We start from the raw sequence: 23,517 nt of genomic DNA on the forward strand, positions 1-23,517 counted from the left end.
GTGAGGGCAACCTGAACATCCTAGCAGCCTGCCGGTGCGGGTCCGGGCGCCGTGACCGACGTCTCTCGCCCGCCCGGCCACGGCGCCGCGCCCGGCGCTCAGCGGTCGCCGTCGAGGATCTCCCGGACCCGCGCCAGCCGGTCGGCGACCTGACGCTCGAACCCGCGGTCCGTCGGCTCGTAGTAGCGGCGCCCGGCGAGCTCGTCCGGCAGGTACTGCTGGGCGGCCACGCCGTGCGGCTCGTCGTGGGAGTACACGTACCCCGCGCCGTGGCCCAGCTGCTTCGCCCCCGGGTAGTGCGCGTCGCGCAGGTGGGCCGGCACCGTGCCGATCCGCCCCGCGGCCACGTCCGCGAGCGCCGCCCCGATCCCGGCGTAGGCACGGTTGGACTTGGGTGCGGTGGCGAGGTGCACGACGGCCTCGGCGAGGACGATGCGGCCCTCCGGCATGCCGATGAGCTGGACCGCCTGGGCGGCGGCCACGGCGGTCTGGAGGGCGGAGGGGTCCGCCATGCCGACGTCCTCCGCGGCGGAGATGACCAGGCGGCGCGCGATGAAGCGCGGGTCCTCCCCCGCGGCGACCATGCGGGCGAGGTAGTGCAGGGCGGCGTCGACGTCGGAGCCGCGGATCGACTTGATGAACGCGGACACGACGTCGTAGTGCTGGTCGCCGTCGCGGTCGTAGCGGACGGCGGCGACGTCGACGGCGCGCTCGACGGTGGCGAGGTCGACGACGGCGGGGCCGGGGTCGGTGGACTCGCGGGCGTCGCCGAGGGCGGCGCCGGCGGCGGCCTCGAGGACGGTCAGGGCCTTGCGGGCGTCGCCGCCGGCCATGCGGACGAGCTGGTCGAGGGCGTCGTCGTCGAGCACGACGGTGCCGTCGAGCCCGCGTCCGTCGGCGACGGCGCGCTCGACGAGCCCGCGGACGTCCTCGGCCGCGAGGGGGCGCAGGGTGAGCAGGAGGGAGCGGGACAGCAGGGGCGAGTTGACGGAGAACGAGGGGTTCTCGGTGGTGGCGGCCACGAGGGTGACCCAGCGGTTCTCGACGCTGGGCAGGAGGGCGTCCTGCTGGGTCTTGGAGAACCGGTGCACCTCGTCGATGAACAGGACGGTCTCCTCGCCGCCGGTGGCGAGGCGGCGGCGGGCGTCCTCGACGACCTGGCGTACGTCCTTGACGCCCGCGGTGACGGCGGACAGCTCGACGAAGCGGCGTCCGGCGCTGGTGGCGACGAGGTAGGCGAGGGTGGTCTTGCCCACGCCGGGCGGGCCCCAGAGGATGACTGACCCGGGGGCGGCGCGGCGGGCGGCGTCGTCGGCGGGCTCGACGAGGCGGCGCAGCGGGGAGCCGGGGACGAGGAGGTGCCCCTGTCCCGTCACCTCGTCGAGGGTGGCGGGCCGCATGCGCACGGCCAGCGGGGCCCCGGCCCCGGCCCGCGCGGTGACCGGCGTGCCGTGCGTGCCGGTGGTCGCGGTGTCGAACAGGTCCATGCGGCGAGCCTAGTTCGGGTGTCCGACGTCGTGGCGCGCCGGTGGGGGTGGCGGGGGCCGGGGCGGGCTGCCGGGGCCGGGCGGGGATGAGGGGCGTGGTCGTCGGCTGCTAGCGTTCGCGACGCACCACCGCCTGCTCCCGCAGGCCGATACCCGCCCTCACCGCTCGGAATGACGGGAGCACCCCGCATGACCCTCGACGCCTGGATCACGCTCGCCGTGATCGTGGCCGTGCTGGCCGTCCTCGTGCGGGGCCGCGTGTCCCCGGCCGTGACCGTGTTCGGTGGCGCGGTCGTCGTCATGGTGACCGGGGTCGTCACGCCCGACGAGGCGTTCTCCGGGTTCTCCAACTCCGCGCCGCTGACCGTCGCGGCGCTCTACGTGCTGGCGGCCGGCATCGAGAAGACGGGCGCCCTGTCGGTGGTGATGCAGAACACGCTCGGCGACCGGGGGACGTACCGCCTGCCGCTGCTGCGGACCCTCACGCCCACGATGGCGGCGTCGGCGTTCCTCAACAACACCCCGATCGTGGCGATGCTCGTCCCCGAGGTGACCTCGTGGGCGCGGCGGCGCGGGCTGTCGGTGTCGAAGTTCCTCATGCCCGTCTCGTACGCGGCGATCCTCGGCGGCCTGCTGACGGTGATCGGCACGTCCACGAACCTCGTGGTCTCCGGGCAGATGTCCGCGCTCGGCCTGGAGGAGATGGGCTTCTTCGAGATCGGGAAGGTCGGCCTGCCGATCGCGCTCGTCGGGCTGGTCCTCATGGTCGTCCTCGCGCCCGTGCTGCTGCCGGGCCGGCGTTCGGTCCGCACCGAGATCGAGGAGGAGGGCCGGCGGTTCTCGGTCGAGATGATCGTGGAGCCCGGCGGGCCGATCGACGGTCGCACGGTCGAGGAGGCGAACCTGCGCGACCTGTCGGGCCTGTTCCTGGCGTCCGTCGACCGCGGTGACACCGTCATCGCCCCGGTCCGCCCGGAGACGGTGCTGCGCGGCGGCAACCGGCTGCACTTCGTCGGCGCGATCGAGCGGGTGGTGGACCTGCAGGAGATGCGGGGGCTGCGCTCGGCGGAGATGCACCACGTGATGGACCTGGGCGAGCCCTCGGTGCGGTACTTCGAGGCGGTCGTGGGGTCGCGCTCCCCGCTGGTGGGACGCACGCTCAAGGACGTCGGCTTCCGCGCGATGTACCAGGCCGCGGTGCTCGGGATCCACCGGTCGGGACGTCTGGTCGAGGGGACGCTCGGCACCGAGCGCATCCGCCTCGGGGACACGCTCGTGCTCGTCAGCGACCCGGACTTCAAGTCCCGCTGGCGCGACCGGGCCGACTTCCTGCTCGTCGCCGAGCTCGACGGCAAGGCGCCGACCACCGCCTCGCGCGCGTGGCTGCCGGTGACGCTGCTGCTCGCCGTCGTCGTGCTCGCCGCCACCGGGCTCGTGCCGATCCTCAGCGGTTCCCTCGTCGCCGCCATCGTCCTGGTGGGTGCCAAGGTCCTCACCCCGCTGGAGGCGCGTCGCGCCATCGACCTCGAGGTGATCGTCGTCATCGCGTCGGCGTTCGGGCTGGCGGCGGCGATGCAGGCGTCCGGGCTCGCCGAGCTGGTCGCCGGCGGGCTGGTCGACGCGTTCGGCGACTTCGGCCACTACGGCGTCCTGCTGGGGCTGGTGCTGGCCACCGTGCTGCTCACCGAGCTCATCACGAACAACGCCGCCGCGCTGCTCATGCTGCCGGTCGCGGTGACGACGGCGGGGGCGGCCGGGATGGACCCGCGCGGCGCGGCCATCGCCGTGGCCGTGGCCGCGTCGGCGTCGTTCCTGTCCCCCATCGGCTACCAGACCAACATGATGGTCTACGGCCCCGGCGGCTACCGGTTCACCGACTACGCCCGGTTCGGCTGGGTGTTCACGGTCGTCGCGGTGGCGATCACCGTCCTGCTCGTGCCGGTGCTCTGGCCCGCGGGCTGACCCCGGGCCCTGCCCGAGACGTGGCGGGAGCCGGGGCGTCCGGCGTACCGTCGACGGCGTGAGCCGTCCCGCCGACGCACCGCCCGACACCGACGTGCTGGTGGTGGGCGCGGGCCCCACCGGCCTGCTGCTGGCCGGCGACCTCGCCGGCGCCGGCGTGCGGGTGACCGTGCTGGAGAAGCGGCCCGCCGGGCTGAGCAACCTCACGCGCGCCTTCGCGGTGCACGCCCGCACCCTGGAGGTCCTGGACGCCCGCGGGCTCGCCGACGAGCTGGTCCCGACCGGAACCCCCGTCCGCGCGGTGCGCGTCTTCGAGGGCGCCGAGGTCCCCCTGGACGCGCTGCCCAGCCGGTTCCCGCTCGTGCTCGTCACCCCCCAGTACGAGGTGGAGCGTCTGCTGCGCCGCCGCGCGCTCGACGCCGGGGCGCGGCTCCTGCACGACCATCGCGTGACCGGCCTCGCCCAGGACGAGGGCGGCGTCCGGGTGGACGTGACCGGTCCGGACGGCGCCCGCTCCCTCGCCGGTGCCTGGCTCGTGGGGACCGACGGTGTCCGGTCGACCGTGCGCGACGCGCTCGGCGTGCCGTTCCCGGGTCGCACGGTGATCCGCGCCATGATCCTCGCCGACGTCCGGCTCGACCGCCCTCCGCCGGACGTCCTGACCGTCGCCTCCCGGGACGGCGACCTGGGCTTCCTCGCGCCGTTCGGGGACGGCTGGTACCGGTTCATCGGGTGGCGCGGGGAACGGGACCTCGACGACCCCGTCACCCTCGACGAGGTCCGGGACGTCGCCCGGGCGACGCTCGGCGACGACCACGGCATGCACGACCTGCGGTACGGGGACCGGTTCGCCGCCGACGAGCGCCAGGTGCGCGACTACCGGTCCGGACGGGTGCTGCTCGCGGGGGACGCCGCCCACGCGCACAGCCCGGCGGGCGGCATGGGCATGAACACCGGCCTGCAGGACGCCGCCAACCTGTCGTGGCGGCTGGCCGCGACCCTGCGGGGCGCCGACGCCGCGGTGCTCGACGGGTACCAGGCCGAGCGCCACCCGGTCGGCGCGGCCGTCGTACGGGCCTCGGGCGGCATCCTGCGCCTGGCGACCCTGGGCGGCCGGCGCGGGCGCGTCGCGCGGGGCGCCGTCGCCACCGCGCTCGCCCACGTCCCACCGATGCGCCGCCGCGGGGCGCTGCTGGTGTCCGGCATCGGCATCTCCTACCGCGCGCCCACGGGGGCCCACCCGCAGGTGGGGCAGCGCGTGCCCGACCTCGCGCTCGTGCCCGGCCCCCACGGCGAGCGTCTCGCCGAGGCCCTGCGCGCCGGCCGGTTCGTGCTCGTCGTGCCGCGGCGGGACGAGCACGACGGCGTGACCGCCCCACCGGCGCGGGCGCCCCTGACCCCCGGGGAGACGGACGCCGCCGACCGGGTCACGGTGCGGCGCTCGGACGACCGGCGCAGCGTCCTGCTCGTGCGCCCCGACGGCCACCTGGCGTGGACGGACGCGTCGGGTCGGGAACGCTGACCCGCGGCCGCGTCAACGCTCCGGCCGCCAGCTCTCGAACTCCTGGACGCGGGCGAACCCGAGACGCTCGTAGACGCGGCGCGCCGCGTCGTTGTGCGCGTACATCCCGAGGGTGACCATCGCGACCTCGGCCAGCCCGGCGCGGGTCGCGGCCGCGGTGACCGCCGCGGCGATCCCCCGGCCCCGGAACGCCGGGTCGGTGCCGACCGACCCCAGCACCCAGGGCTGACCCGGGACCCGTCGCGACGCCCCGGCGACGCCCCGCACCGTCCCGTCGTCGTCGAGCCAGCCCCACCAGCGCGAGCGCGGCTCGTCGAGGGAGAGCTCGCCGTGCGGGTTCGCGACGGCGAGGCAGGCCGCCGCGCCGTGCCGGTGGGTGGCGTCCAGCTCGACCACCCGGTCCTCGCCCGGCTGCACGGCCGGGGAGGTGGTCGTGCCGTACCAGTCCCACGCGCTGACCGGCAGCCGGTCGAACGGCGCCGGGACACGGTGCCCCGCCGCGGCGAGCCCCGCGAGCTCCGCGTGCGTGCCCCGCGGCGCGGACACGCGGGTCACGGTGCCGAGCGCGGTCCCCGCGGCGACGACCAGCCGTGCGGCGGCCCCCGGCTCGCCGAGACCCAGCACGCTCGCCGCGTCGTCGTCGTGCTCCACCGCGAAGGGTCGCAGCCCGTCCGTGCGCACGCGCCAGCGCAGTCGCACGAGCAGTGCGTCGTCGTCCGCCCACACGTGCGAGGCGTCCCACCCGTCGTGCGCCTGCTCGGCGACGACGACGGGGTGGGACGCCCACCGCGGGGACAGGCTCGCCCCGGCGACCGAGGTCACCGGGGCGAGCCGTGCGACGTCGAGCGTCGTCACGCCTCCGCGGCCGCGTCGGCCTGCTTCTTCTCGGGGGCGCCGTCGACGCCGGCCTCCTTGCGCTGCTCCGGGGTGATCGGGGCGGGCGCGTCGGTCAGCGGGTCGTAGCCGCCGCCCGACTTCGGGAACGCGATGACGTCGCGGATCGACGGCGACTTCGTCAGCAGGGCGACGATGCGGTCCCAGCCGAACGCGATGCCGCCGTGCGGCGGGGCGCCGAACTTGAAGGCGTCGAGGAGGAAGCCGAACTTCTCCTGCGCCTCGTCGGGGCCGATGCCCATGACGTCGAAGACGCGCTCCTGCACGTCGCGGCGGTGGATACGGATCGAGCCGCCGCCGATCTCGTTGCCGTTGCAGACGATGTCGTAGGCGTACGCCAGCGCGTTGCCCGGGTCCGACTCGAACGAGTCGAGCCACTCCGGCTTCGGGGAGGTGAAGGCGTGGTGCACGGCGGTCCAGGCGGAGCTGCCGAGCGCGACGTCGCCCTCGTCGACGGCCTCGCCGGTCGGCTTGAACAGCGGCGCGTCCACGACCCACACGAACGCCCACGCGTCCTCGTCGACCTGCCCGGTGCGGTGCGCGATCTCGACGCGGGCCGCGCCCAGCAGGGCGCGCGAGTCGGCGGTCTTGCCCGCGGCGAAGAACACCGCGTCTCCCGGCTGCGCGCCGGTCGCGGCGGCGAGGCCCTCGCGCTCGGCGTCCGACAGGTTCTTCGCGACGGGGCCGCCGAGCGTGCCGTCCGCGGCGAACGTCACGTAGGCGAGGCCCCGTGCACCGCGCTGCTTGGCCCACTCCTGCCACGCGTCGAACTGGCGGCGCGGCTGGTCGGCACCGCCCGGCATGACGACCGCACCCACGTACTCCGCCTGGAACACACGGAACGGCGTCTGCGCGAAGTACTCGGTGAGCTCCACCAGCGGGTTGCCGAAGCGCAGGTCCGGCTTGTCCGAGCCGTACAGGCGCATCGCGTCCGCGAACGTCATGCGGGCGATCGGCGTCGGGATCTCGACGTCGATCAGCTTCCACAGCGCGACGAGGATCTGCTCGGCCAGCGCGATGACGTCGTCCTGGTCGACGAAGCTCATCTCGACGTCGAGCTGCGTGAACTCCGGCTGCCGGTCGGCGCGGAAGTCCTCGTCGCGGTAGCAGCGGGCGATCTGGTAGTAGCGCTCCAGGCCGCCCACCATGAGGAGCTGCTTGAACAGCTGCGGGCTCTGCGGCAGCGCGTACCAGGAGCCGGGCGCCAGGCGCGCGGGGACCAGGAAGTCGCGGGCGCCCTCCGGGGTGGAGCGCGTCAGGGTCGGCGTCTCGACCTCGACGAAGTCGTGCTGCCCGAGCACCTCGCGCGCCGCCGCGTTGACCTTCGAGCGCAGGCGCAGCGCGTTCGACGTCACCGGGCGACGGATGTCGAGGTAGCGGTGCGCCAGGCGCGCCTCCTCGCCGACCGTCTCGGTGTCCGCGAGCGCCGTGGAGACCTGGAACGGCAGCGGCGCGGACTCGTTGAGCACGACCACGTCGTTCGCGATGAGCTCGACGTCGCCGGTGGCGAGGTTCGCGTTCGCGTTGCCCTCGGGGCGCGCCGACACCTCGCCGGTCACCTGGAGGACGAACTCGGCGCGCAGCGGGTGCGCGACCGCCTCGTCGCGGATGACGACCTGGGCGATGCCCGACGCGTCACGCAGGTCGATGAAGGCCACTCCCCCGTGATCCCGGCGGCGATCGACCCACCCGGTGAGGGTGACGGTCTGGCCGATGTGCTCGGCCCGCAGTGAGCCGGCCTGGTGGGTGCGGAGCACGGAGGGGTCCTTTCGTGGCGGGTGGTGGCGTCGCCCGGGGCGACAGCGGCGTGGTCGTGGCGACACGCCCGCACGATTCTAGTCGGTGGGGACGCGGGCACGTCCCGTCGGCCCGGGTGGGCGGGCGCCCACCTCTCGGGGCCCGTGCCGGTCGACCTGGCGGCGGGTCGCCCGGCGTCGCTAGCCTCCCAGGACGGACGGGCGGAGAGGTCCCGTGGACCGACGTCGTGACCCCGACCCGAGGAAGGACCCGCACCATGAGCACCGACCCACCGGCGCCCCCGGGGGCGCCCACCGGAGCGGGGCCGCTCCGGCTCGCCGACGTCGCCCGGTTCGTCCGGGAGCGGGCCGACGGCGTCCTGACGACCCTCGGCCCCGACGGCGGACCCCAGGCCGCCTACCTCTCGCTCACCGCGACGGAGCGGGGCGAGCTGGTGCTCGACGCGCGGGTGACGTCGCGCACCGTGCGCAACGTCCGCCGGGACCCCCGGGTCGCCGTCGTGTGCGGCGGCGCCGACGGCGTGACCCTCCAGGCGGAGGGGCTCGCCGAGGAGGTGCACGGCGAGGAGCGGCGACGCTGCGCCGACGTCTACCGGGCGGCGTTCCCGCGGTTCGCCGGCTCGCTGGCCGACCCGGGGATCGCCGTGGTGCGGGTGTCGCTCACGTGGGCCCGGCTCGGCGACTACCGCGGCGTGGCCCCCGTCCTGCGGGAGACGACCCCCGACGGCACGCACGACGACGTAGGTTGAGGTCATGGCACGACGCATCGCGACGAACACCCGGGTCGACCGGGACGACCTCCTGCAGTTCCTGCGCTCCCGGCGCCACGGCATCCTCGTCACCACGCGCGGTGACGGCTCCCCACAGCTCAGCCCGGTGGCGTACGGCGTCGACGGCGAGGGCCGCGTCGTCGTCTCCACGTACCCGGACCGGGCCAAGGCGGTGAACCTGCGGCGGCGGCCGGCCGCCTCGCTGCTGGCGCTGGGCGACGACTTCGACGACGCCTGGGTGCAGGTGGACGGCACCGCCGAGGTGCTCGACCTGCCCGACTCGGTGGAGCCCCTGGTGGAGTACTACCGGGTCGCGGCCGGCCAGGAGCACCCCGACTGGGACGAGTACCGCCAGGCCATGGTCGACCAGGGCAAGTCGCTGGTGCGGGTCACGATCGAGCGGTGGGGGCCGGTCGCCACCGGCGGTTTCCCGCCGCGGCTCGCCGACGCCTGAGCCCTACCGCCTCCTCGTCCTGCGCCGCCGTCCGAACACCCGGGCGAACCAGACGGAGCCGACGCCGACGGTCAGGCCGACCGCGGCGACCTCCCACCCGTCCGGCAGGAGGGCGGTCAGCATCCCGAAGAGCATCAGCAGGCCGACGAGCATGCCGAAGGCTCGCACCACGGCCACGAGCGCCCGCCACAGGAACGACCAGGCGCGCCGGGCTCGCGGCGGCGGCGTCGGTGCCGGGGCGGGCGCCGAGGTCCGGCGCACGACGACCCGCCCCGGGACGCGCGCGTCGATCTCGCGGGCCACGACCTCGGTGGTCAGCCCCGTGTAGCGGGGCCGGTCGACCATGACCCTCGTGCCGTCGGTCCCGATGAGGTGCCGTCGACCGTCGGGCCAGGCCAGCATGACGGCCAGCTCGTCGAACAGGACGGTCCGGGGCCCGTCGTCGGTCAGCAGGCTGACGCCCTCGACCCCCAGGACGAGCCGAGCGCGGTCCGGCTCGGGCTCGGACCAGGTCGTGCCGACCACGGCACGCTCCGAGCGGTCCGCGGCGGGCCCCATCCCCGCCCAGGCGGCCCCCCGCGGCGTCCCCCGCAGCAGGGCGGTGCTCCAGATCGCGTCCGCGACCCGCCGGACCACGGCGGCGTCCACCGCCTCGATCCTGGCGCGGGTCTCGTCGTCGTCCGGCACCTCGGTCCCGAGGAGCACCGCCAGCGCGTGGGCGGGCAGCTCGGCGGCGGGGTCCTGGCGCTGCTCGCTCTCGGCGAGCAGCGCCGTCCGGGTCTCGGACAGCTCCTGCGGGGTCGGTCCGGTGAACCGCAACCGCGCCAGGAGATCGACGACGGCACCGACGGCCGCGCCCTGGTCGTCGTCGCGCGCGTCCGCGTAGACGGTGACCGCCGCGGTCGTGGCGTCGCGCGGGGTGTAGTCGGCGTCGGCGACGTACGCCACGCCCTCCTCGCGGAGCTCGGTGAACAGCGCCCGACCGGCGAGACGCGCGACGAAGCGGGCCTCCACCGACCGGTCGACGACGGCGTCGAGCACGACACCGTCCGTGCCGGTCGAGAAGTAGGCGGGGTAGGTCCCCACCGTGTCCGTGTCCGGCACCGGGTACCGTTCCCCGGCGGGCAGGTCGAGCCGGAGACCGGCGGGGACGGCGTCGGCCGTGAGGAAGGCGACGGCGTTGCCCCGCGTGAACCGTTCGGCGACCCACGCGCGGACGTCCTGCGGCCCGACCTCCGTGAGCCCGAGCTCGCGGTAGCCGGCGATGCCGTGCCCGCGTGCCCCGTACCGGTAGATCCGGGACGCGTCGAGCATCCGGTCCCCGCGGCTCGCGGCCTCCGCCTCGAGGACCTTCCGCTCGACGTCGATCCGGCCCACGGGCAGGTCGCGCAGCCGGTCGCACACCGCGTCGAGGAAGGTGACGACCTCCTGGAGGGAACCGGTCGCGTGGAACGCCGTCCACACGTCGCCCGTCTGCCCGTTCTGGTGCACGCCGGCCCGCGGGACGCCGTGCAGCGCGAGGTGCTCGACGAGATGCGTGATCCCGGAGCGGGCCAGCGGCTCGTCCGCCTGGCCGACCCGGAACAGCAGGCCGCCGGTCACCGCACCGTCGGTCGGCGCCAGCAGCACCGGCAGCCCGGCCACCTCGACCATCGTCACCCCGTCGCGCAGGGTGCCCGTCGTGGACCCGTCGACGCTCATCGTGCACCTCCGGCCTTGAGTGCCGTCCGACGGCGGCGCAGGTACTCGCGGCCCGGGCCGGCCGTGTAGCACCATCCCGAGTCGGTCGGCGCGTCCCCGAGCGCTTCGAAGTGCGCGTGCGCGGCCGCCGGGCGTCCCCCGACGGAGAGGAGCATCGCCAGCTCGCTGTGGGCGTGGCTCGTGGCGGTCGACGGCGTCGACCTCTCGTGGAGCACGGACCGCGCGGCCGCTGCCTCGATCTCGTCCAGGACGTCCCCCGTCAGCGCGCCGTCCTTGTCCTCCAGCCATCGTTCGACGTGCACGGCGGCCACGAGAGCGGCCGACGGGTGCCCGTCGGGGGCGGCGGCGGCCCGCTCCCGCGCGAAACCGAAGGCGTCCTCCCACGATCCCGACCACTTGGGGCAGAGCTGCTGGACCAGCGACCGCTGCGCCCAGGTGCGGTGCGGGTCGAGCGCCTCCACCCGGGCGTAGCGGCGGCGTGCCTCCGCCAGGCCGAGCTCGAGCCCGCGCGCCGTGGTCAGCCGGGCGTCCCACGCCGGCGTGTGGTCCGGGTGCCGGCCGCAGACCTCGACGAGCGTCCGTTCGGCGGCCTCCAGGTCCGCGGAGAACATCCGCCACCCCTCGCGGGTCACCGTCGACGCCCGGCCGCTGCCACGGGCGCGCCAGGCGGTCACGGTGAGCCGGGCGGCGCGGAGCGTCCCGAGCACCGGGTCCGCGGGCTGCGCGGCCAGGGCGGCCCGCCAGGGGCCGTCGAGCTCGTCGATCTCGGCGAGGAGACAGTGGGCGACGGTGGCCTGCTCGTCGCCACCGAGGCGCACCAGCGCGTCGTGCACCGTGGCGACGTCCCCGGACCGTGCCGCGGCGCGCAACGGTTGCAGGTCCGGCTCGCACCTCCACGGATCGAAGTCCGGCTCGGTGGTCCGCTTCGTCGGTGCCGTCGACACCCCGCCCATCGGCGCTCCTCACGTCGGGCCCCGGGCGGCTCGGTACACCGCGACACCGGGACGCGCGGACCCTATCAGCGACATATGACACATCTGCGCCCACGGCACCCAGAACGGACATCGCGGGGCGACGCGGCGGGAGGTGGACGCCACCGCTCCCCGGCTGGTCGCGCGACGGGTCGTCCCCCGGGATCCTCCGCACGGACACCCTGCGGTCCTCCGGCGCGGCTCGCCGACGCCCGAGCCCGGGCGGGCGAAGATCGTCCCAGGGGCGGCACGGCGCCGTCCCGCGATGGAGGTGGACGATGGCGATCACCCTGTGCGTGCTGCTCTGGGCGGCCGAGGGCGAGGGCGAGACGCTCGCCGCGTACGAGTCGGAGGCGCTGACGCTGGTGCCGAGGCACGGGGGGCGTGTGCTGCAGCGGGTGACCAACGTGGCGCACACAGACGACGCGGCGCACGGCGGCGTGCAGCCCACCGAGGTGCAGATCATCGAGATGCCCGACGAGGACGCCCTGGCCGCGTACATCGCCGACCCGGACCGGGTGGGCCGGGTGGAGGTCCGCGACCGCGCCGTCGCCCGCACCGAGATCCTGCGGGTGCGGCCCGTCGACTGAGAACGGGCACCGACGCCCGGTCGCGGCTCAGAACAGGGTCGGGCCGCGACCGGGCACGGGCGGCGGCTCCCCCGCGGCCGACGGCTCGACGACGGAGCCCGCCGGGTAGTCGCCGTCGTCGTGGGGCCGCAGGTCGTCGGTGTGGCGGCCGGTCGCCCCGGATCGGGCGCGATGCCCGGAGCGCGCGAACCCTCGTTCCTCGAGCAGGGGCTGCACCCGCTCCCACAGCCAGTCGCGATATCCGGTCAGCGGGTACGTGCCGCGCGTGAACACCCGGCCGTACCCGTCGACGAGGTGCGGGTGGTCCCGGGCGAGCCACTGGAGGTACCACTCGCGGGTGCCCGGCTTGAGGTGGAGCGGCACCACGGTGACCCCGGAGGCACCGGCGTCGGCAATGTCGTCGAGCAGCCGGCGCAGGTGGTCGCGGGAGTCCGTCAGCCACGGCAGCACGGGCGCGACCATGACCCCGCAGGGCAGCCCCGCCTCCCGCACGGCACGCACCAGCGCGAGCCTCGCCCGTGGTGTCGGCGTCCCCGGCTCGACCGCCTGCTGGAGCTCCTCGTCGGCGAAGGCGAGCGACACCCCGAGCCCGATCTCCACCCGCTGCGACGCCTCCACCAGCAGCGGCAGGTCCCGGCGCAGCAGCGTCCCCTTGGTGAGGATCGAGAACGGCGTGCCGGAGTCCGCGAGCGCCCCGATGATCCCCGGCATGAGCCGGTAGCGTCCCTCCGCCCGCTGGTACGGGTCGGTGTTGGTGCCGAGAGCGACGGGCTCGCGTCGCCACGACGGACGGGAGAGCTCCGCGCGCAGCACCTGGTCGACGTTCGTCTTGACGACGACCTGGGAGTCGAAGTCCGCCCCCGCGTCCAGGTCGAGGTACTGGTGGGTCGGGCGGGCGAAGCAGTTGTGCGCGATCACTCCGTTGGCGATGAAGTCGCCGGTACCGGTCGTGATGTCCACCATCTCCTCGGTCCGGTGGAGGTCCTCGATGGACGCCACGCCCAGATCCGTCGTCGATTTCACCGAGGTTCCCTGAACGGCGAGGTTTCGCGAGATGGCGGGCCGTGCCAGGCGGAAGAACCGCTGCCGCGCCGGCAGTCCACCGGTCACGCGCACGACGGCGACACCGTTCGGTCGAGGCGGCTCGAGGACATGTGTCACTCCCAGGCGCACCATCGCCCGACAGATCTGGTCGAGAATCTCGCGGTCCTTGTTGGAGATCCGCAGGACTCCGCGCGCGCAGGACCCTTCCGCGTCGAAGATGCCGCCGAGGAACCCTCGGTACCACTCGTCGGTGGGAGCGTCCGGCCAGTCGATCAACGCGTTGATGCGCGCGAAGTCCGCGCGGCGCCCGCTGTGCAGCGCGGTCATGCTTCGACGGGTCGGGCTCGCCGGGGCGAAGGCGCGGCGACGGACGACGATCCCCTCCGCCTCGAGGTAGTCGGCCGACCGGTCGAGGACCTCGTCGTCGGCCAGAGCGAGCCGGAACATCGTGACACGGCAGGTCCCGCCCGACTTCCTCGGATACGTTCCGTCGAACAGCATGGCGTCCCCCCGGAGCATCCCGGTCAGATAGCCGCGCCGATAGTCGGGCCCGTGCGTTCCGTGGACGACCGGAGGGAGCCCGCTCGACCCGAAGCCCATCAACGAGTCGTTCCCGGTCAGGTACGGACGCCGGCCCGCACCGGGGGGCGCGGGCCGGAGGTGCTTCCAGCCGCGACCCCGGGCGAGGAACCGGTGGTCGTCGCTCGCGACGATCACGGTGCCGTCGCGGAGCGTCAGCCGGTGCGCCGGCTTCCTGGACCTCCAGGTCGCCTCCACGGTGGTCGTGACGTAACGCCGATATCGCCCTTCGCGTCGGGTACCGACGATCTCGTCACCGACGACGATCTCGCCGATGGGCTTCTGACGCCCGTCGGCCATCAGCACCAACGTGGTGGGCGACACGCAGTAGGCACACGCATGGCTGCATCCGCGGTAGGGGTTCACCGTCCACCGGAACGGCATCCGGGACGCCTCGGGCACCTTGGACAGCGCGCTCCTGGCGTGCACCTCGTGGAAGGTGACCCCGGCGAACTCCGGGGTGGTGACGCTGCGGACGAGCCCGAGGCGGGCGAGACCCGCCCGTTCGAGGCCGGGCAGGGCGCCGTCGTCAGCGCTGAGCGCCTGCCCGTCCCATCTCATGCCGCTATTCGAACACCCGTTCGATCGACTGTCAACGCCGCGTCGACGGCTCGGGCACCCGCTCCCCCGTCGGGGCGCTCCGGCGCGTACTGCTTGAGGTCGCCCTCGAACAGCACGGCGCCGGGCACGTCGCGCAGCGTCTGCGGGCGGACCTCCCAGCGCGGGACGCCGAGGTCGCACACACCCGCGTGGCGCAGCACGTGGTAGACGAACTCGGAGCAGAAGTACCGGTTGCCGTCCTCCGTGCCGCGCCCGACGAGGCCCCGCAGCAGACCGGGCGTGTTGTACGAGTAGGTGTGGCCGTCGAGGAGGAACCGGCCGATCTCCGCGCCGACGGCGTCCCGCTGGCCGTCCGTGGCGGGCACCTCGAGGACGAGGCCGGGCAGGGTGTCCATGGAGCGGTAGACGTCGTCGTCGAGCCGTTCCCGCTTGAAGCAGCCGACGAACGGGTTGCGGGCACGGCGGCGACCGAAGCTGAACATGAGGTCGAGGGTCGGGTCGAGCGCGAGGGCCGCGTGCGTGTAGTCGTCGCCCGTCGCGATGCGGATCGTCCGGGACAGGACCGTGCTGCTGCGGGACAGGACGACGTAGACGCTCATGCGCCCGACCGTAGCGGTTCGCGGACCACGTCCGTGCAGGTCACCGTGAAGATCAGGGGGATCTTCAGGGTGACCTCCGGTACCCGGCGGGGGTGTCCCCGAGGGTCTCCGGGTCCACCGGCCGATGAGTCCGGCGTGCCCGGCAGGTCGCTGCTGGTGTCCCGGCGGCACGCGCCGGGCACGAAGGAGGCCACCGTGATCACCGTCCAGCAGGCGTTCAGCAGCTTCAGCGTCGACGACCTCGACGCGGCGGAGGCGTTCTACCGGGACGTGCTCGGGCTCGACGTCCGGCGCACGCCGATGGGCCTGGAGCTCGACGTCACGGGTGGCACGCCCGTGTTCGTCTACCCCAAGGGCCCGGCGCACGCGCCGGCCAGCCACACCGTGCTCAACCTCGTCGTCGCCGACGTCGGCGCGGCGGCGCGCGACCTCGCCGGGCGCGGCGTCACGCTGGAGCGCTACCCCGGGACGCCGCACGACGCCGACGGCGTGGTGCGCAGCGACGACCCGTCGCAGGGACCCACCATCGGGTGGCTGCTCGACCCGGCCGGCAACACGGTCGCGCTGATCGAGGCGTGACGACGTCGGCCCGCCCGCCGGTCGGTGCGGGGCGCGGGACGCCGCCGTCGGGACCGGGACTCAGCCGGCGGCGGGGACGACCCGCGGCCACAGGTCGGCCGCGGGCGGCTCCCACGCGCCGGCGTCGGCGTCGACCTGCTCGCCCGAGCGGATGTCCTTGACCTGGTCGGGGCCGGTCGCGCCGTCCTCGCCGGTGGCGCCGAGGAACCACACGAACGGGATGCCGCGGCGGTCGGCGTACCGGATCTGCTTGCCGAACCTCGCGGCGGTGGGCGCGACGTCGGCCGGGATCCCGCGGGCGCGCAGCGCCGCGGCGACGGCGTCGGAGCGGTCGCGGGACTCCTCGTCGAGCACGGCCACGAGGACCGCGGTGGGGACGCCGCGGGTCGCGGCGACGAGGCCGGCGGACAGCAGGCGCGACACGAGGCGGGACACACCGATGGACAGGCCCACGCCCGGGTAGGTGTTCTTCCCGTCCGAGGCGAGGGTGTCGTAGCGGCCGCCCGAGCAGATCGAGCCGAGCTGCTCGTGCCCCACCAGGACCGTCTCGTAGACCGAGCCCGTGTAGTAGTCGAGGCCGCGGGCGATCTTGAGGTCCGCCACGACGACGCCCGGCGCGCGGCGGGCCGCCGCCTCGACGAGGGCGCCGAGCTCGGCCAGGCCGGTCTCCAGCAGCTCGGTGCCGGCACCGTACGAGACCGCGAGCGCCCGCACCCGGTCGATCACGGTGGCGTCGGAGCCGGAGATCGCGGCGAGCTCGAGGCAGGCCCTCGCCTGCTCGGCGGTGGCGCCCTGCTCGGCGACGAGGAGCGCGGCCACGGCGTCGGCGCCGATCTTGTCGAGCTTGTCGACCTGGCGCAGCACGCCCTCGACGTCGTCGAGGCCGAGGCCGCGGTAGAAGCCCTCGGCGACCTTGCGGTTGTTGACGAGGATGCGGACCTCGGGGACACCGATCTCGCGCAGCGCGCCGAGCGCCTCGGCCATGACCAGCGGCAGCTCGACCTCGAAGTGGTACGGCAGGTCGCCGGCGCCGACGACGTCGATGTCGGCCTGCGCGAACTCGCGGAAGCGGCCGTCCTGGGGGCGCTCGCCGCGCCACACCTTCTGGATCTGGAAGCGCTTGAAGGGGAAGGCGAGGCGGCCGGCGTTCTCCAGCACGTAGCGGGCGAACGGCACGGTGAGGTCGAAGTGCAGGCCGAGCTGCTTGTCGCCCCTGTCCGACGACGCGGCACCTGCGGCGTCGTCGGTCTCGTCGTGGAGGCGGCGCAGGACGTACACCTCCTTGGAGGTCTCCCCCTTGCGCAGCAGCTGGTCGAGGGGTTCGACGGCGCGGGTCTCGATGCCCGCGAACCCGTGCAGCTCGAAGGTGCGGCGCAGCACGTCGAGCACGTGCTGCTCGACGATGCGCCCGTCGGGCAGCCATTCGGGGAATCCGGAGAGCGGGGTGACGCGAGCCATGGGTGAGATCTTCCCAGATCCTGGCGGTGCCCGTGGACGCGGCCGCGCGTCCGGGACGCGTCAGCGGGGCAGGAAGGGGTTGGTCGCGAGCTCGCGCGCCACGGTGCTGGTGGGTCCGTGGCCGGGCAGGACGACGTGCCGGGGCGGCAGGGCGGGGACGACGTCGCGCAGCGTGGCGAGCATCGCCTCGACGTCGGCGCCGGGCAGGTCGGTGCGGCCCACGCCGCCGGCGAACAGCACGTCACCGGTGAGGACGACGCCGGTGACCTCGGCGTCGGCGTCGGCGGCTGCCGGACCGTCCAGGAGGTAGAGGGTGGAGCCCTCGGTGTGGCCGGGCGCGTGCAGGGCGCGCAGGCGCACGTCGCCGGCGGTGAGGTCGGTGACGGCGCCGTCGAAGGGCTCGACGCGCCCCGGCGCCCGGAAGTCCCGCGGCGTGACGCCGTAGGCGTCGAGGGCCTCGACGAGGGCCTCGCTCACGCTCGCGGCGGGTGCGTCGAGCGCGGCGCCGAGGCCGATGGTGCCGAACGGGTCGGCGACGCGGTAGGCGTCCGCGGCGTGCAGGCGCAGGGGGACGTCGTAGCGGTCGCAGAGCTCGGCGGCGTCCCACGTGTGGTCGACGTGGCCGTGCGTGACCAGCACCGCGCGCGGCACGAGACCCTGGTCGCTGACGAGGCGGTCGACCTGCCCGGCGGTGCCGGCGCCCGGGTCGACGACGACGCAGTCGCGCCTGCCGTCGTCATGAGCCTGCGCGGCCACGACGACGCAGCAGTTGGTGCCGAACACCGGGGCGACCACGACGTGCACGTCCATGGCGCCACCGTAGCCGTTCGGGCACCCCGGGCGGGACGTCGCCCGCGCCGTCGGGCCGTTCGGGCGGTTCCGCGGTGATCCGAGCCCTAGACTGTCGCAGGCGCACGGATTCGTGCGCGTGACGATCCGGGGAGGACGACCGACGGTGGCGCCCAGCAAGCGTGAGCGCGAGTACGCCCGCAAGCGGCAGGCGAAGTGGGACGAGCGACGACGGACGAAGCAGGAGCGCACGCGTCGCGTCGGCGTGATCGTGGCGATCCTCGCGATCCTCGCCCTCGTCGCCGGCGGCGCGGTCGCCATCGGCCTCGCCTCGGGCGACGACCCGCAGCCCGGCGCGACGACGGCGTCGACCGCCCCGGCGGGCGCGTGCCCGGCCGGCGCGACCGAGGCCCGCCCGGGCGGCGGCTCCGCACCGGACCCGTCGGCGGCCGAGGACCGCGCCTGGACCGTCGCCCTCGACCTGTGCGTCGACGGCACGACGGACACGATCGAGCTCGAGCTCGACGGCGCGGACGCGCCGCAGGCGGTCGCCAGCTTCGTGTCCCTGGCGCAGGACGGCTACTTCGACGGCACCCAGTGCCACCGGCTCACCACGCAGGGCATCCACGTCCTGCAGTGCGGTGACCCGACGGCGACCGGCACGGGCGGCCCGGGGTACTCCTTCGGGCCCGTGGAGAACGCGCCCGCCGACGACGTCTACCCCGCGGGGACCCTCGCCATGGCGCGCCAGGGCGGCAACGCCGAGTCGATGGGTTCCCAGTTCTTCCTCGTGTACGAGGACTCGACCATCCCGTCCGACGCAGCCGGCGGGTACACGGTGTTCGGCACCGTGACGTCCGGCCTGGACACGATCCAGGCAGTCGCTGACGCGGGCACGATCGACGGTTCCGGTGACGGTTCCCCGATCAGCCCCGTCATCATCGAAGGAGTGGAGACCCAGTGAGCGAGAGCACCCCCGGCGCGACCGGCCCCGAGGACGACGTCGCCGCGGAGCAGACAGCGGTCGAGGCTCCGACCCCCGCCGAGACCGAGGTGGCCGCTGACGCGCCCGCGTCCGTCGAGGACGCCCCCGAGGCGGTGACCGAGGCCGTCGAGGCGTCCGAGGCGCCCGCCGCCGAGGACGCGGTCGAGGCGGCCCCGGCCGACGCGGCGGAGGTCCGGCAGCCCGCCCCGGTCGACGACGCCCCGGCGGCGACGGAGGACTCCGAGGACGCGGCACCGGCAGCACCCGAGGCTCCCGCGGCGCCCGCCGCCGGGCAGGCGCCCGCCGCCGAGCAGGCGCCGGCCCCGGCAGCGCCCGCCGCGCCGAGGCCCCGCCCTCGTCCCGGCGCGCCCAAGCCGTCCGCGATCCGCCGCGCCAAGCCGGCCGACGCCCCGCAGGCCGCCGCCGCGCCGCCGGCACCGGCCCCGGTGGTCCACGACGCCGAGGAGTCCGCGGCCGCCGCGGCGTTCGGCCGGGTCGAGGAGGACGGCACGGTCCACGTCCGCGAGGCTGCGGGCGAGCGCGTCGTCGGGCAGTACCCCGACGTCCCCGCCGACGAGGCCATGGCGCTGTACACGCGTCGCTACCTCGACCTCGTCGCGAAGGTCGCCCTGTTCGAGGCCCGCCTCGACAGCGCCGACCTGTCCGTGCGCGAGATCGACCAGACGCTCACCAAGCTGGCCGACGAGACCGCCGAGCCCGCCGCGGTGGGCGACCTCGACGGCCTGCGGTCGCGCGTCGAGGCCCTGCGCGGGCGGGCCGCCGAGCGGCGCGCCGCGCTCGAGTCCGAGCGGGCCGCCGCGAAGGAGGCCGCCGTCGCGGCGCGCACCGAGATCGTGGAGGCCGCCGAGCGCATCGCCGAGACCGACCCCGCGAAGATGCAGTGGCGTCCCGCCGGCGAGGAGCTGCGCAACCTCCTGGACCAGTGGAAGGAGGCGCAGCGCAACGGGCCGCGCATCGACCGGCCGAGCGAGGAGGCGCTGTGGAAGCGGTTCAGCCACGCGCGCACCGCGTTCGACCGTGAGCGCCGCCACTACTTCGCCGACCTGGAGCAGCGCAACACCTCGGCCAAGGCCGCCAAGGAGCGCATCGTCGCCGAGGCGGAGGCCATCCAGGGGTCGACCGACTGGGGCGTCACCGCGGGCCAGTACCGCGACCTCATGGCGCAGTGGAAGTCCGCCGGCCGGGCCAACCGCAAGGACGACGACGCCCTGTGGGCGCGGTTCCGCGCCGCCCAGGACGCGTTCTTCGGGGCGCGCGACGCCGCGAACGCGGCGATCGACGCCGAGTACGGCGAGAACCTCGTCGTCAAGGAGGCCCTGCTGGTCGAGGCCGAGGCCCTCGTGCCGGTGCAGGACCTCGCCGCGGCCAAGGAGCGCCTGCGCGACATCCAGGACCGCTGGGAGGAGGCGGGCAAGGTGCCGCGCGGCGACGTGCAGCGCGTCGAGGCGCGCCTGCGCGCCGTCGAGAGCGCCGTGCGCGACGCCGAGGACGCCCGCTGGAAGCGGACGAACCCCGAGACGCGTGCCCGGGCCGAGGGCGCGGCCGCCCAGCTCGAGGACGCCATCACCGGTCTCGAGGCCGACCTCGAGCGCGCCCGCGCCGCGGGCGACCAGCGCAAGGTCGCCGAGCTCGAGTCCGCCGTCGCGGCGCGCCGCGCGTGGCTGGAGCAGGTCGTGCGGGCCGCCGAGGACTCGCGCGGCTGACGCCACCGTGTGGACGGCGTCGACCGTCCACAGCCACCGTCGTGGCCCGGCCCCGTGCCGGGCCACGACGGCTAGCGTCGCAGGGTGCCCGCCCCCGGAGGTGCCCCGTGACCGTCGACCCACCGCTCGCCGTCCCCGACCTGACGCACGGGCGCGGCGACCCACGCCGGGTCGGTGACCTGCTGCTGCGGGACGATCCCGCCCCCGTGCTGGTGCGACCGTCCGACGTGGGCGGAACCGTCGCCTGGCAGGTGCTCGTGCGCGACGGCGTCCTCGAGGTGCTGCGCGGCGACGTCGCCTGCGTGAGCGCCACCCGGATCGACCCTGCGCTGCGCGCCGGCACCCTGCGGGGCGCCGTACCCACCGGCGCCGTCGTCACCGGCCGGACCGCCGCCTGGGTCCACACCGGGGCCGGCCGCCCGGACTCCCTGGACCTCGCCTGCCACCCCGGCGGCCGCCGCCCCTCGCGGCCCCGCGGCGCCCGCCTGTGGCAGGCGCCGCTGCTCGCCCCCGACGTCCGCGTCGTGGCCGGGGTCCGGCTCACCACGCCCGACCGCACCGCCGTCGAGCTGGCTCTGCACGACGACGGGTCCACCGAGCTGCTGGTCGCCCTCGCCGCGGCGGGGACCGACCTGGACGCCGTGCGGCGCGCCGTCGTGCTGCGCCCCCGGGTGGGTGTGGGCGTCCGGCGCAACGCGGTCGCCGTCGTCGACGCGGCCCGCGCCGCCGCCTGCTGAGACGGGACCCGCCCATCGCTCCCCGAGCGCCCGCCAGGGGCGCAGGCAGCGTCGTCGGCGTAGCGTGTGGCCATGGCGTCCACCACCGCGGTCGAGGTCGAGGCCGGCGACCGGCACGTGCGCGTGTCCAGCCCCGACCGGGTCGTCTTCCCCGACCTGGGGTTCACCAAGCTCGACGTCGTGCGGTTCTTCCTCGACGTCGGCGACGGCATCCTGGGTGCCCTCCTGGACCGTCCCACCACGCTGGAGCGCTGGCCGAAGGGCTTCTTCGAGGGCGCCGTCATGGCCACCCGCGCGGACTCCCACGGCGACGCCTTCTACCAGAAGCGGGTGCCCAAGGGCGCCCCCGACTACGTGACGACCGCGCGGATCGCGTTCCCGTCCGGTCGCACCGCCGACGAGGTCGCGCCCTCCGAGCTCGCGGTCGTCGCGTGGGCCGCGCAGATGGGCACCCTCACGTTCCACCCCTGGCCGGTGCGCCGCACGGACGTCGAGGCCGTCGACCAGCTCCGCATCGACCTCGACCCGCAGCCCGGCACCGACTTCGACGACGCCGCGACCGCCGCGCTCGCCCTGCGGGAGCTCCTCGACGAGCTCGGGCTGACGGGCTACCCCAAGACCTCCGGTGGTCGCGGCCTGCACGTCTTCGTCCCGCTGGCCCCCCGCTGGTCGTTCGTCCAGGCCCGCCGCGCCACCATCGCCGTCGGCCGCGAGCTGGAGCGGCGCATGCCGGACCAGGTGACGACGCGCTGGTGGAAGGAGGAGCGCGGGGAGAGGATCTTCGTCGACTACAACCAGATGGCCCGCGACCGCACCATCGCGTCCGCGTACTCCCTGCGCCCCAACCGTCGCGCCACCGTGTCGACACCGCTGGAGTGGGACGAGGTGCCGCACGTCCACCCGGACGACTTCACCCTGGCGACCGTCCCGGCCAGGTTCGCCGCCAAGGGCGACCTGTTCGCGCCGCTGCGCGCCGACCGCGACCCGGCGCTGGACTGCTCCCTGGACGGCGCGCTCGAACTCGCGCGCCGCGACGAGGAGGAGCACGGTCTCGGCGACCTGCCCTATCCCCCCGAGTACCCGAAGATGCCGGGCGAGCCCAAGCGGGTCCAGCCCAGCCGCGCCAAGGACCGCGCCGCGGACTGAGCCCGGACCCGACTGACGGCACGAGCTGTCGCCCCCGTTGCGGGTCCGGGGGTGGTCACGTGGTACCGGGCACCCCCGGCAGCAGGTCCGCCAGGTCGTAACCCACCGGCTCCTCGAGCTGGTCGTACGTGCACGACGCCGGGTCCCGGTCGGGCCGCCAGCGCTTGAGCTGGGCCGTGTGCCGGAACCGGCTCCCCTCCATGTGGTCGTAGCCGACCTCCAGGACCCGTTCGACGCGCAGGGGCGTGAACGACAGGTCCTTGCCCGCGCTCCAGCGCGACTGGGCACCGGGCCGCCGCTCCCCCGCGGTGCCGTCCGCGACCGCCGGGTCCTGCCAGTCGGCCCACGGGTGCTCGGCCGCCGCCGGCGTCCCGGGTTCGACGACCAGCCCGGCGAGCTCATCGTGCAGCTCTGCCCGGCGGGCGGCCGTGAACGACGACGTGACGCCGACGAACTGGAGGTCCCCGCCCCGGTAGAGGCCCAGCAGCAGGGACCCGATCAACGGACGCCCCGGGGTCGAGGTCTTGTGCAGCCGGTACCCGGCCAGCACGACGTCGGCCGTCCGCGCGTGCTTGATCTTCAGCATCGACCGCTTGTTCGGCTCGTACGGGCCGTCGGTCCGTTTGGCGACCACACCGTCGAGCCCCGCGCCCTCGAACGTCTCGAACCAGCGCCGCGCCACCGCCGCGTCGGTGGTGCGTGGCGTGGCGTGCACCTGCGGGCCGGACAGCCCGAGCCCGTCGAGCGCCGCGAGCCGGTCCGCGAGCGGGCGGGGGGTGAGGTCCTCGTCGTCGAGGGCGAGCACGTCGAACACGACGAGGCCGGCCGGGACCTCGGCGGAGAGCATCCGGACCCGCGACTCCGCCGGGTGGATGCGCTGGCTCAGCGTGTCGAAGTCGAGCCGTGCCGGGTCGCCGGGCGCCGTCCCCGGCCGGGCGACGACGATCTCGCCGTCCACCACGCACCGGGACGGCAGGGCCTCGCGGACCGCGTCGACCACCTCGGGGAAGTAGCGCTCCATCGGGCGCCCGTTGCGCGAGTCGAGACGCACCTCGTCGCCGTCGCGGTACACGATCGCGCGGAACCCGTCCCACTTCGGCTCGTACACCCACGTCGGGCCGTCGGCGGGCTGGTCGGGGATGTCCGGCACCGCCCGGGCCAGCATGGGACGCAGCGGCGGCGAGATCGGCAGGTCCATGCCTGCGAAC

At 75.1% G+C, this 23,517-nt stretch carries 19 protein-coding genes and 1 pseudogene; 10 read left to right on the forward strand and 10 right to left on the reverse strand.

The annotated features are described in order from the left end of the window. Positions 1-98: 98 nt before the first annotated feature. Positions 99-1,487, reverse strand: a complete 1,389-nt coding sequence (locus ATJ88_RS09765) for a replication-associated recombination protein A (protein WP_098463666.1) — start codon at positions 1,485-1,487, stop codon at positions 99-101. A gap of 189 nt (positions 1,488-1,676) precedes the next feature. Here ATJ88_RS09765 and ATJ88_RS09770 point away from each other — a divergent pair, with 189 nt between their 5' ends. Beyond that, the gene (locus tag ATJ88_RS09770; RefSeq protein ID WP_170023580.1) at positions 1,677-3,449 is read left to right on the forward strand and encodes an SLC13 family permease; all 1,773 of its coding nucleotides are present in this window, start codon (positions 1,677-1,679) and stop codon (positions 3,447-3,449) included. Between the two features lie 49 nt (positions 3,450-3,498). Further along, positions 3,499-4,971, forward strand: a pseudogene (locus ATJ88_RS09775) (FAD-dependent monooxygenase); the annotation flags it as partial. Positions 4,972-4,983: 12 nt separating this feature from the next. Here ATJ88_RS09775 and ATJ88_RS09780 read toward each other — a convergent pair. Next, positions 4,984-5,826: a GNAT family N-acetyltransferase gene (locus tag ATJ88_RS09780; protein ID WP_245852313.1), complete on the reverse strand. Its 843-nt coding sequence runs from the start codon at positions 5,824-5,826 to the stop codon at positions 4,984-4,986. After that, positions 5,823-7,622, reverse strand: coding sequence for an aspartate--tRNA ligase (aspS, locus tag ATJ88_RS09785; RefSeq protein WP_098463669.1), 1,800 nt, complete (start codon positions 7,620-7,622; stop codon positions 5,823-5,825). The genes ATJ88_RS09780 and aspS overlap by 4 nt, the downstream gene beginning before the upstream one ends. 257 nt (positions 7,623-7,879) lie before the next feature. On the opposite strand from aspS, the gene ATJ88_RS09790 reads away from it, so the two are divergent. Both ATJ88_RS09790 and ATJ88_RS09795 read left to right on the forward strand, forming a co-directional pair. Next, positions 7,880-8,371 carry a pyridoxamine 5'-phosphate oxidase family protein gene (locus ATJ88_RS09790; protein WP_098463670.1) on the forward strand — a complete coding sequence of 164 codons (492 nt, stop codon included), beginning with the start codon at positions 7,880-7,882 and terminating at the stop codon, positions 8,369-8,371. A 4-nt stretch (positions 8,372-8,375) separates the two neighbouring features. Then, the gene (locus ATJ88_RS09795) at positions 8,376-8,846 is read left to right on the forward strand and encodes a PPOX class F420-dependent oxidoreductase (RefSeq protein WP_098463671.1); all 471 of its coding nucleotides are present in this window, start codon (positions 8,376-8,378) and stop codon (positions 8,844-8,846) included. A gap of 3 nt (positions 8,847-8,849) precedes the next feature. Here the strand turns inward: ATJ88_RS09795 and ATJ88_RS09800 are convergent, their stop codons facing one another. Both ATJ88_RS09800 and ATJ88_RS09805 read right to left on the reverse strand, forming a co-directional pair. Continuing rightward, positions 8,850-10,547: a M16 family metallopeptidase gene (locus ATJ88_RS09800; protein WP_098463672.1), complete on the reverse strand. Its 1,698-nt coding sequence runs from the start codon at positions 10,545-10,547 to the stop codon at positions 8,850-8,852. Further along, a complete protein-coding gene (locus ATJ88_RS09805) occupies positions 10,544-11,500 on the reverse strand; it encodes a DUF4132 domain-containing protein (protein WP_098463673.1) in 957 nt (318 codons plus the stop codon). Before ATJ88_RS09805 ends, ATJ88_RS09800 begins: the two co-directional genes overlap by 4 nt. Before the next feature lie 296 nt (positions 11,501-11,796). Between ATJ88_RS09805 and ATJ88_RS09810 the strand changes: the two genes are divergently transcribed. Beyond that, on the forward strand, positions 11,797-12,108 hold the full coding sequence (locus ATJ88_RS09810) for a DUF1330 domain-containing protein (RefSeq protein ID WP_098463674.1): 312 nt from the start codon (positions 11,797-11,799) through the stop codon (positions 12,106-12,108). A 27-nt stretch (positions 12,109-12,135) separates the two neighbouring features. Here the strand turns inward: ATJ88_RS09810 and ATJ88_RS18335 are convergent, their stop codons facing one another. After that, a complete protein-coding gene (locus tag ATJ88_RS18335; RefSeq protein WP_170023581.1) occupies positions 12,136-14,292 on the reverse strand; it encodes an intein-containing Rv2578c family radical SAM protein in 2,157 nt (718 codons plus the stop codon). After that, positions 14,289-14,891 (reverse strand): hypothetical protein, encoded by a 603-nt coding sequence (locus tag ATJ88_RS09825; RefSeq protein ID WP_098463675.1) that lies wholly within the window; start codon positions 14,889-14,891, stop codon positions 14,289-14,291. The genes ATJ88_RS18335 and ATJ88_RS09825 overlap by 4 nt, the downstream gene beginning before the upstream one ends. Before the next feature lie 135 nt (positions 14,892-15,026). Between ATJ88_RS09825 and ATJ88_RS09830 the strand changes: the two genes are divergently transcribed. Continuing rightward, a complete protein-coding gene (locus tag ATJ88_RS09830; protein WP_342744844.1) occupies positions 15,027-15,470 on the forward strand; it encodes a VOC family protein in 444 nt (147 codons plus the stop codon). Positions 15,471-15,530: 60 nt separating this feature from the next. Here ATJ88_RS09830 and hisS read toward each other — a convergent pair whose 3' ends face one another. Further along, positions 15,531-16,928: a histidine--tRNA ligase gene (gene hisS, locus ATJ88_RS09835; protein ID WP_098463676.1), complete on the reverse strand. Its 1,398-nt coding sequence runs from the start codon at positions 16,926-16,928 to the stop codon at positions 15,531-15,533. A 60-nt stretch (positions 16,929-16,988) separates the two neighbouring features. Further along, on the reverse strand, positions 16,989-17,738 hold the full coding sequence (locus ATJ88_RS09840) for an MBL fold metallo-hydrolase (RefSeq protein WP_098463677.1): 750 nt from the start codon (positions 17,736-17,738) through the stop codon (positions 16,989-16,991). Between the two features lie 145 nt (positions 17,739-17,883). Between ATJ88_RS09840 and ATJ88_RS09845 the strand changes: the two genes are divergently transcribed. The 4 genes from ATJ88_RS09845 (at position 17,884) to ligD (ending at position 22,309) form a co-directional block, all read left to right on the forward strand. Beyond that, positions 17,884-18,681 (forward strand): peptidylprolyl isomerase, encoded by a 798-nt coding sequence (locus ATJ88_RS09845; RefSeq protein WP_098463678.1) that lies wholly within the window; start codon positions 17,884-17,886, stop codon positions 18,679-18,681. After that, entirely contained in the window at positions 18,678-20,426 is a 1,749-nt protein-coding gene (locus ATJ88_RS09850) for a DUF349 domain-containing protein (protein WP_211287493.1), read from the forward strand. The genes ATJ88_RS09845 and ATJ88_RS09850 overlap by 4 nt, the downstream gene beginning before the upstream one ends. A gap of 107 nt (positions 20,427-20,533) precedes the next feature. Beyond that, positions 20,534-21,163, forward strand: coding sequence for a hypothetical protein (locus ATJ88_RS09855; protein ID WP_098463679.1), 630 nt, complete (start codon positions 20,534-20,536; stop codon positions 21,161-21,163). A gap of 72 nt (positions 21,164-21,235) precedes the next feature. Further along, the gene (gene ligD, locus ATJ88_RS09860) at positions 21,236-22,309 is read left to right on the forward strand and encodes a non-homologous end-joining DNA ligase (RefSeq protein WP_098463680.1); all 1,074 of its coding nucleotides are present in this window, start codon (positions 21,236-21,238) and stop codon (positions 22,307-22,309) included. A 55-nt stretch (positions 22,310-22,364) separates the two neighbouring features. On the opposite strand, the gene ATJ88_RS09865 is transcribed toward ligD, so the two are convergent. Further along, positions 22,365-23,507 (reverse strand): ATP-dependent DNA ligase, encoded by a 1,143-nt coding sequence (locus ATJ88_RS09865; RefSeq protein WP_098463681.1) that lies wholly within the window; start codon positions 23,505-23,507, stop codon positions 22,365-22,367. Between the last annotated feature and the right edge of the window lie 10 nt (positions 23,508-23,517).

The organism is Isoptericola jiangsuensis, from assembly GCF_002563715.1.
In the GTDB taxonomy this organism is placed as follows: Bacteria; Actinomycetota; Actinomycetes; order Actinomycetales; family Cellulomonadaceae; genus Isoptericola; species Isoptericola jiangsuensis.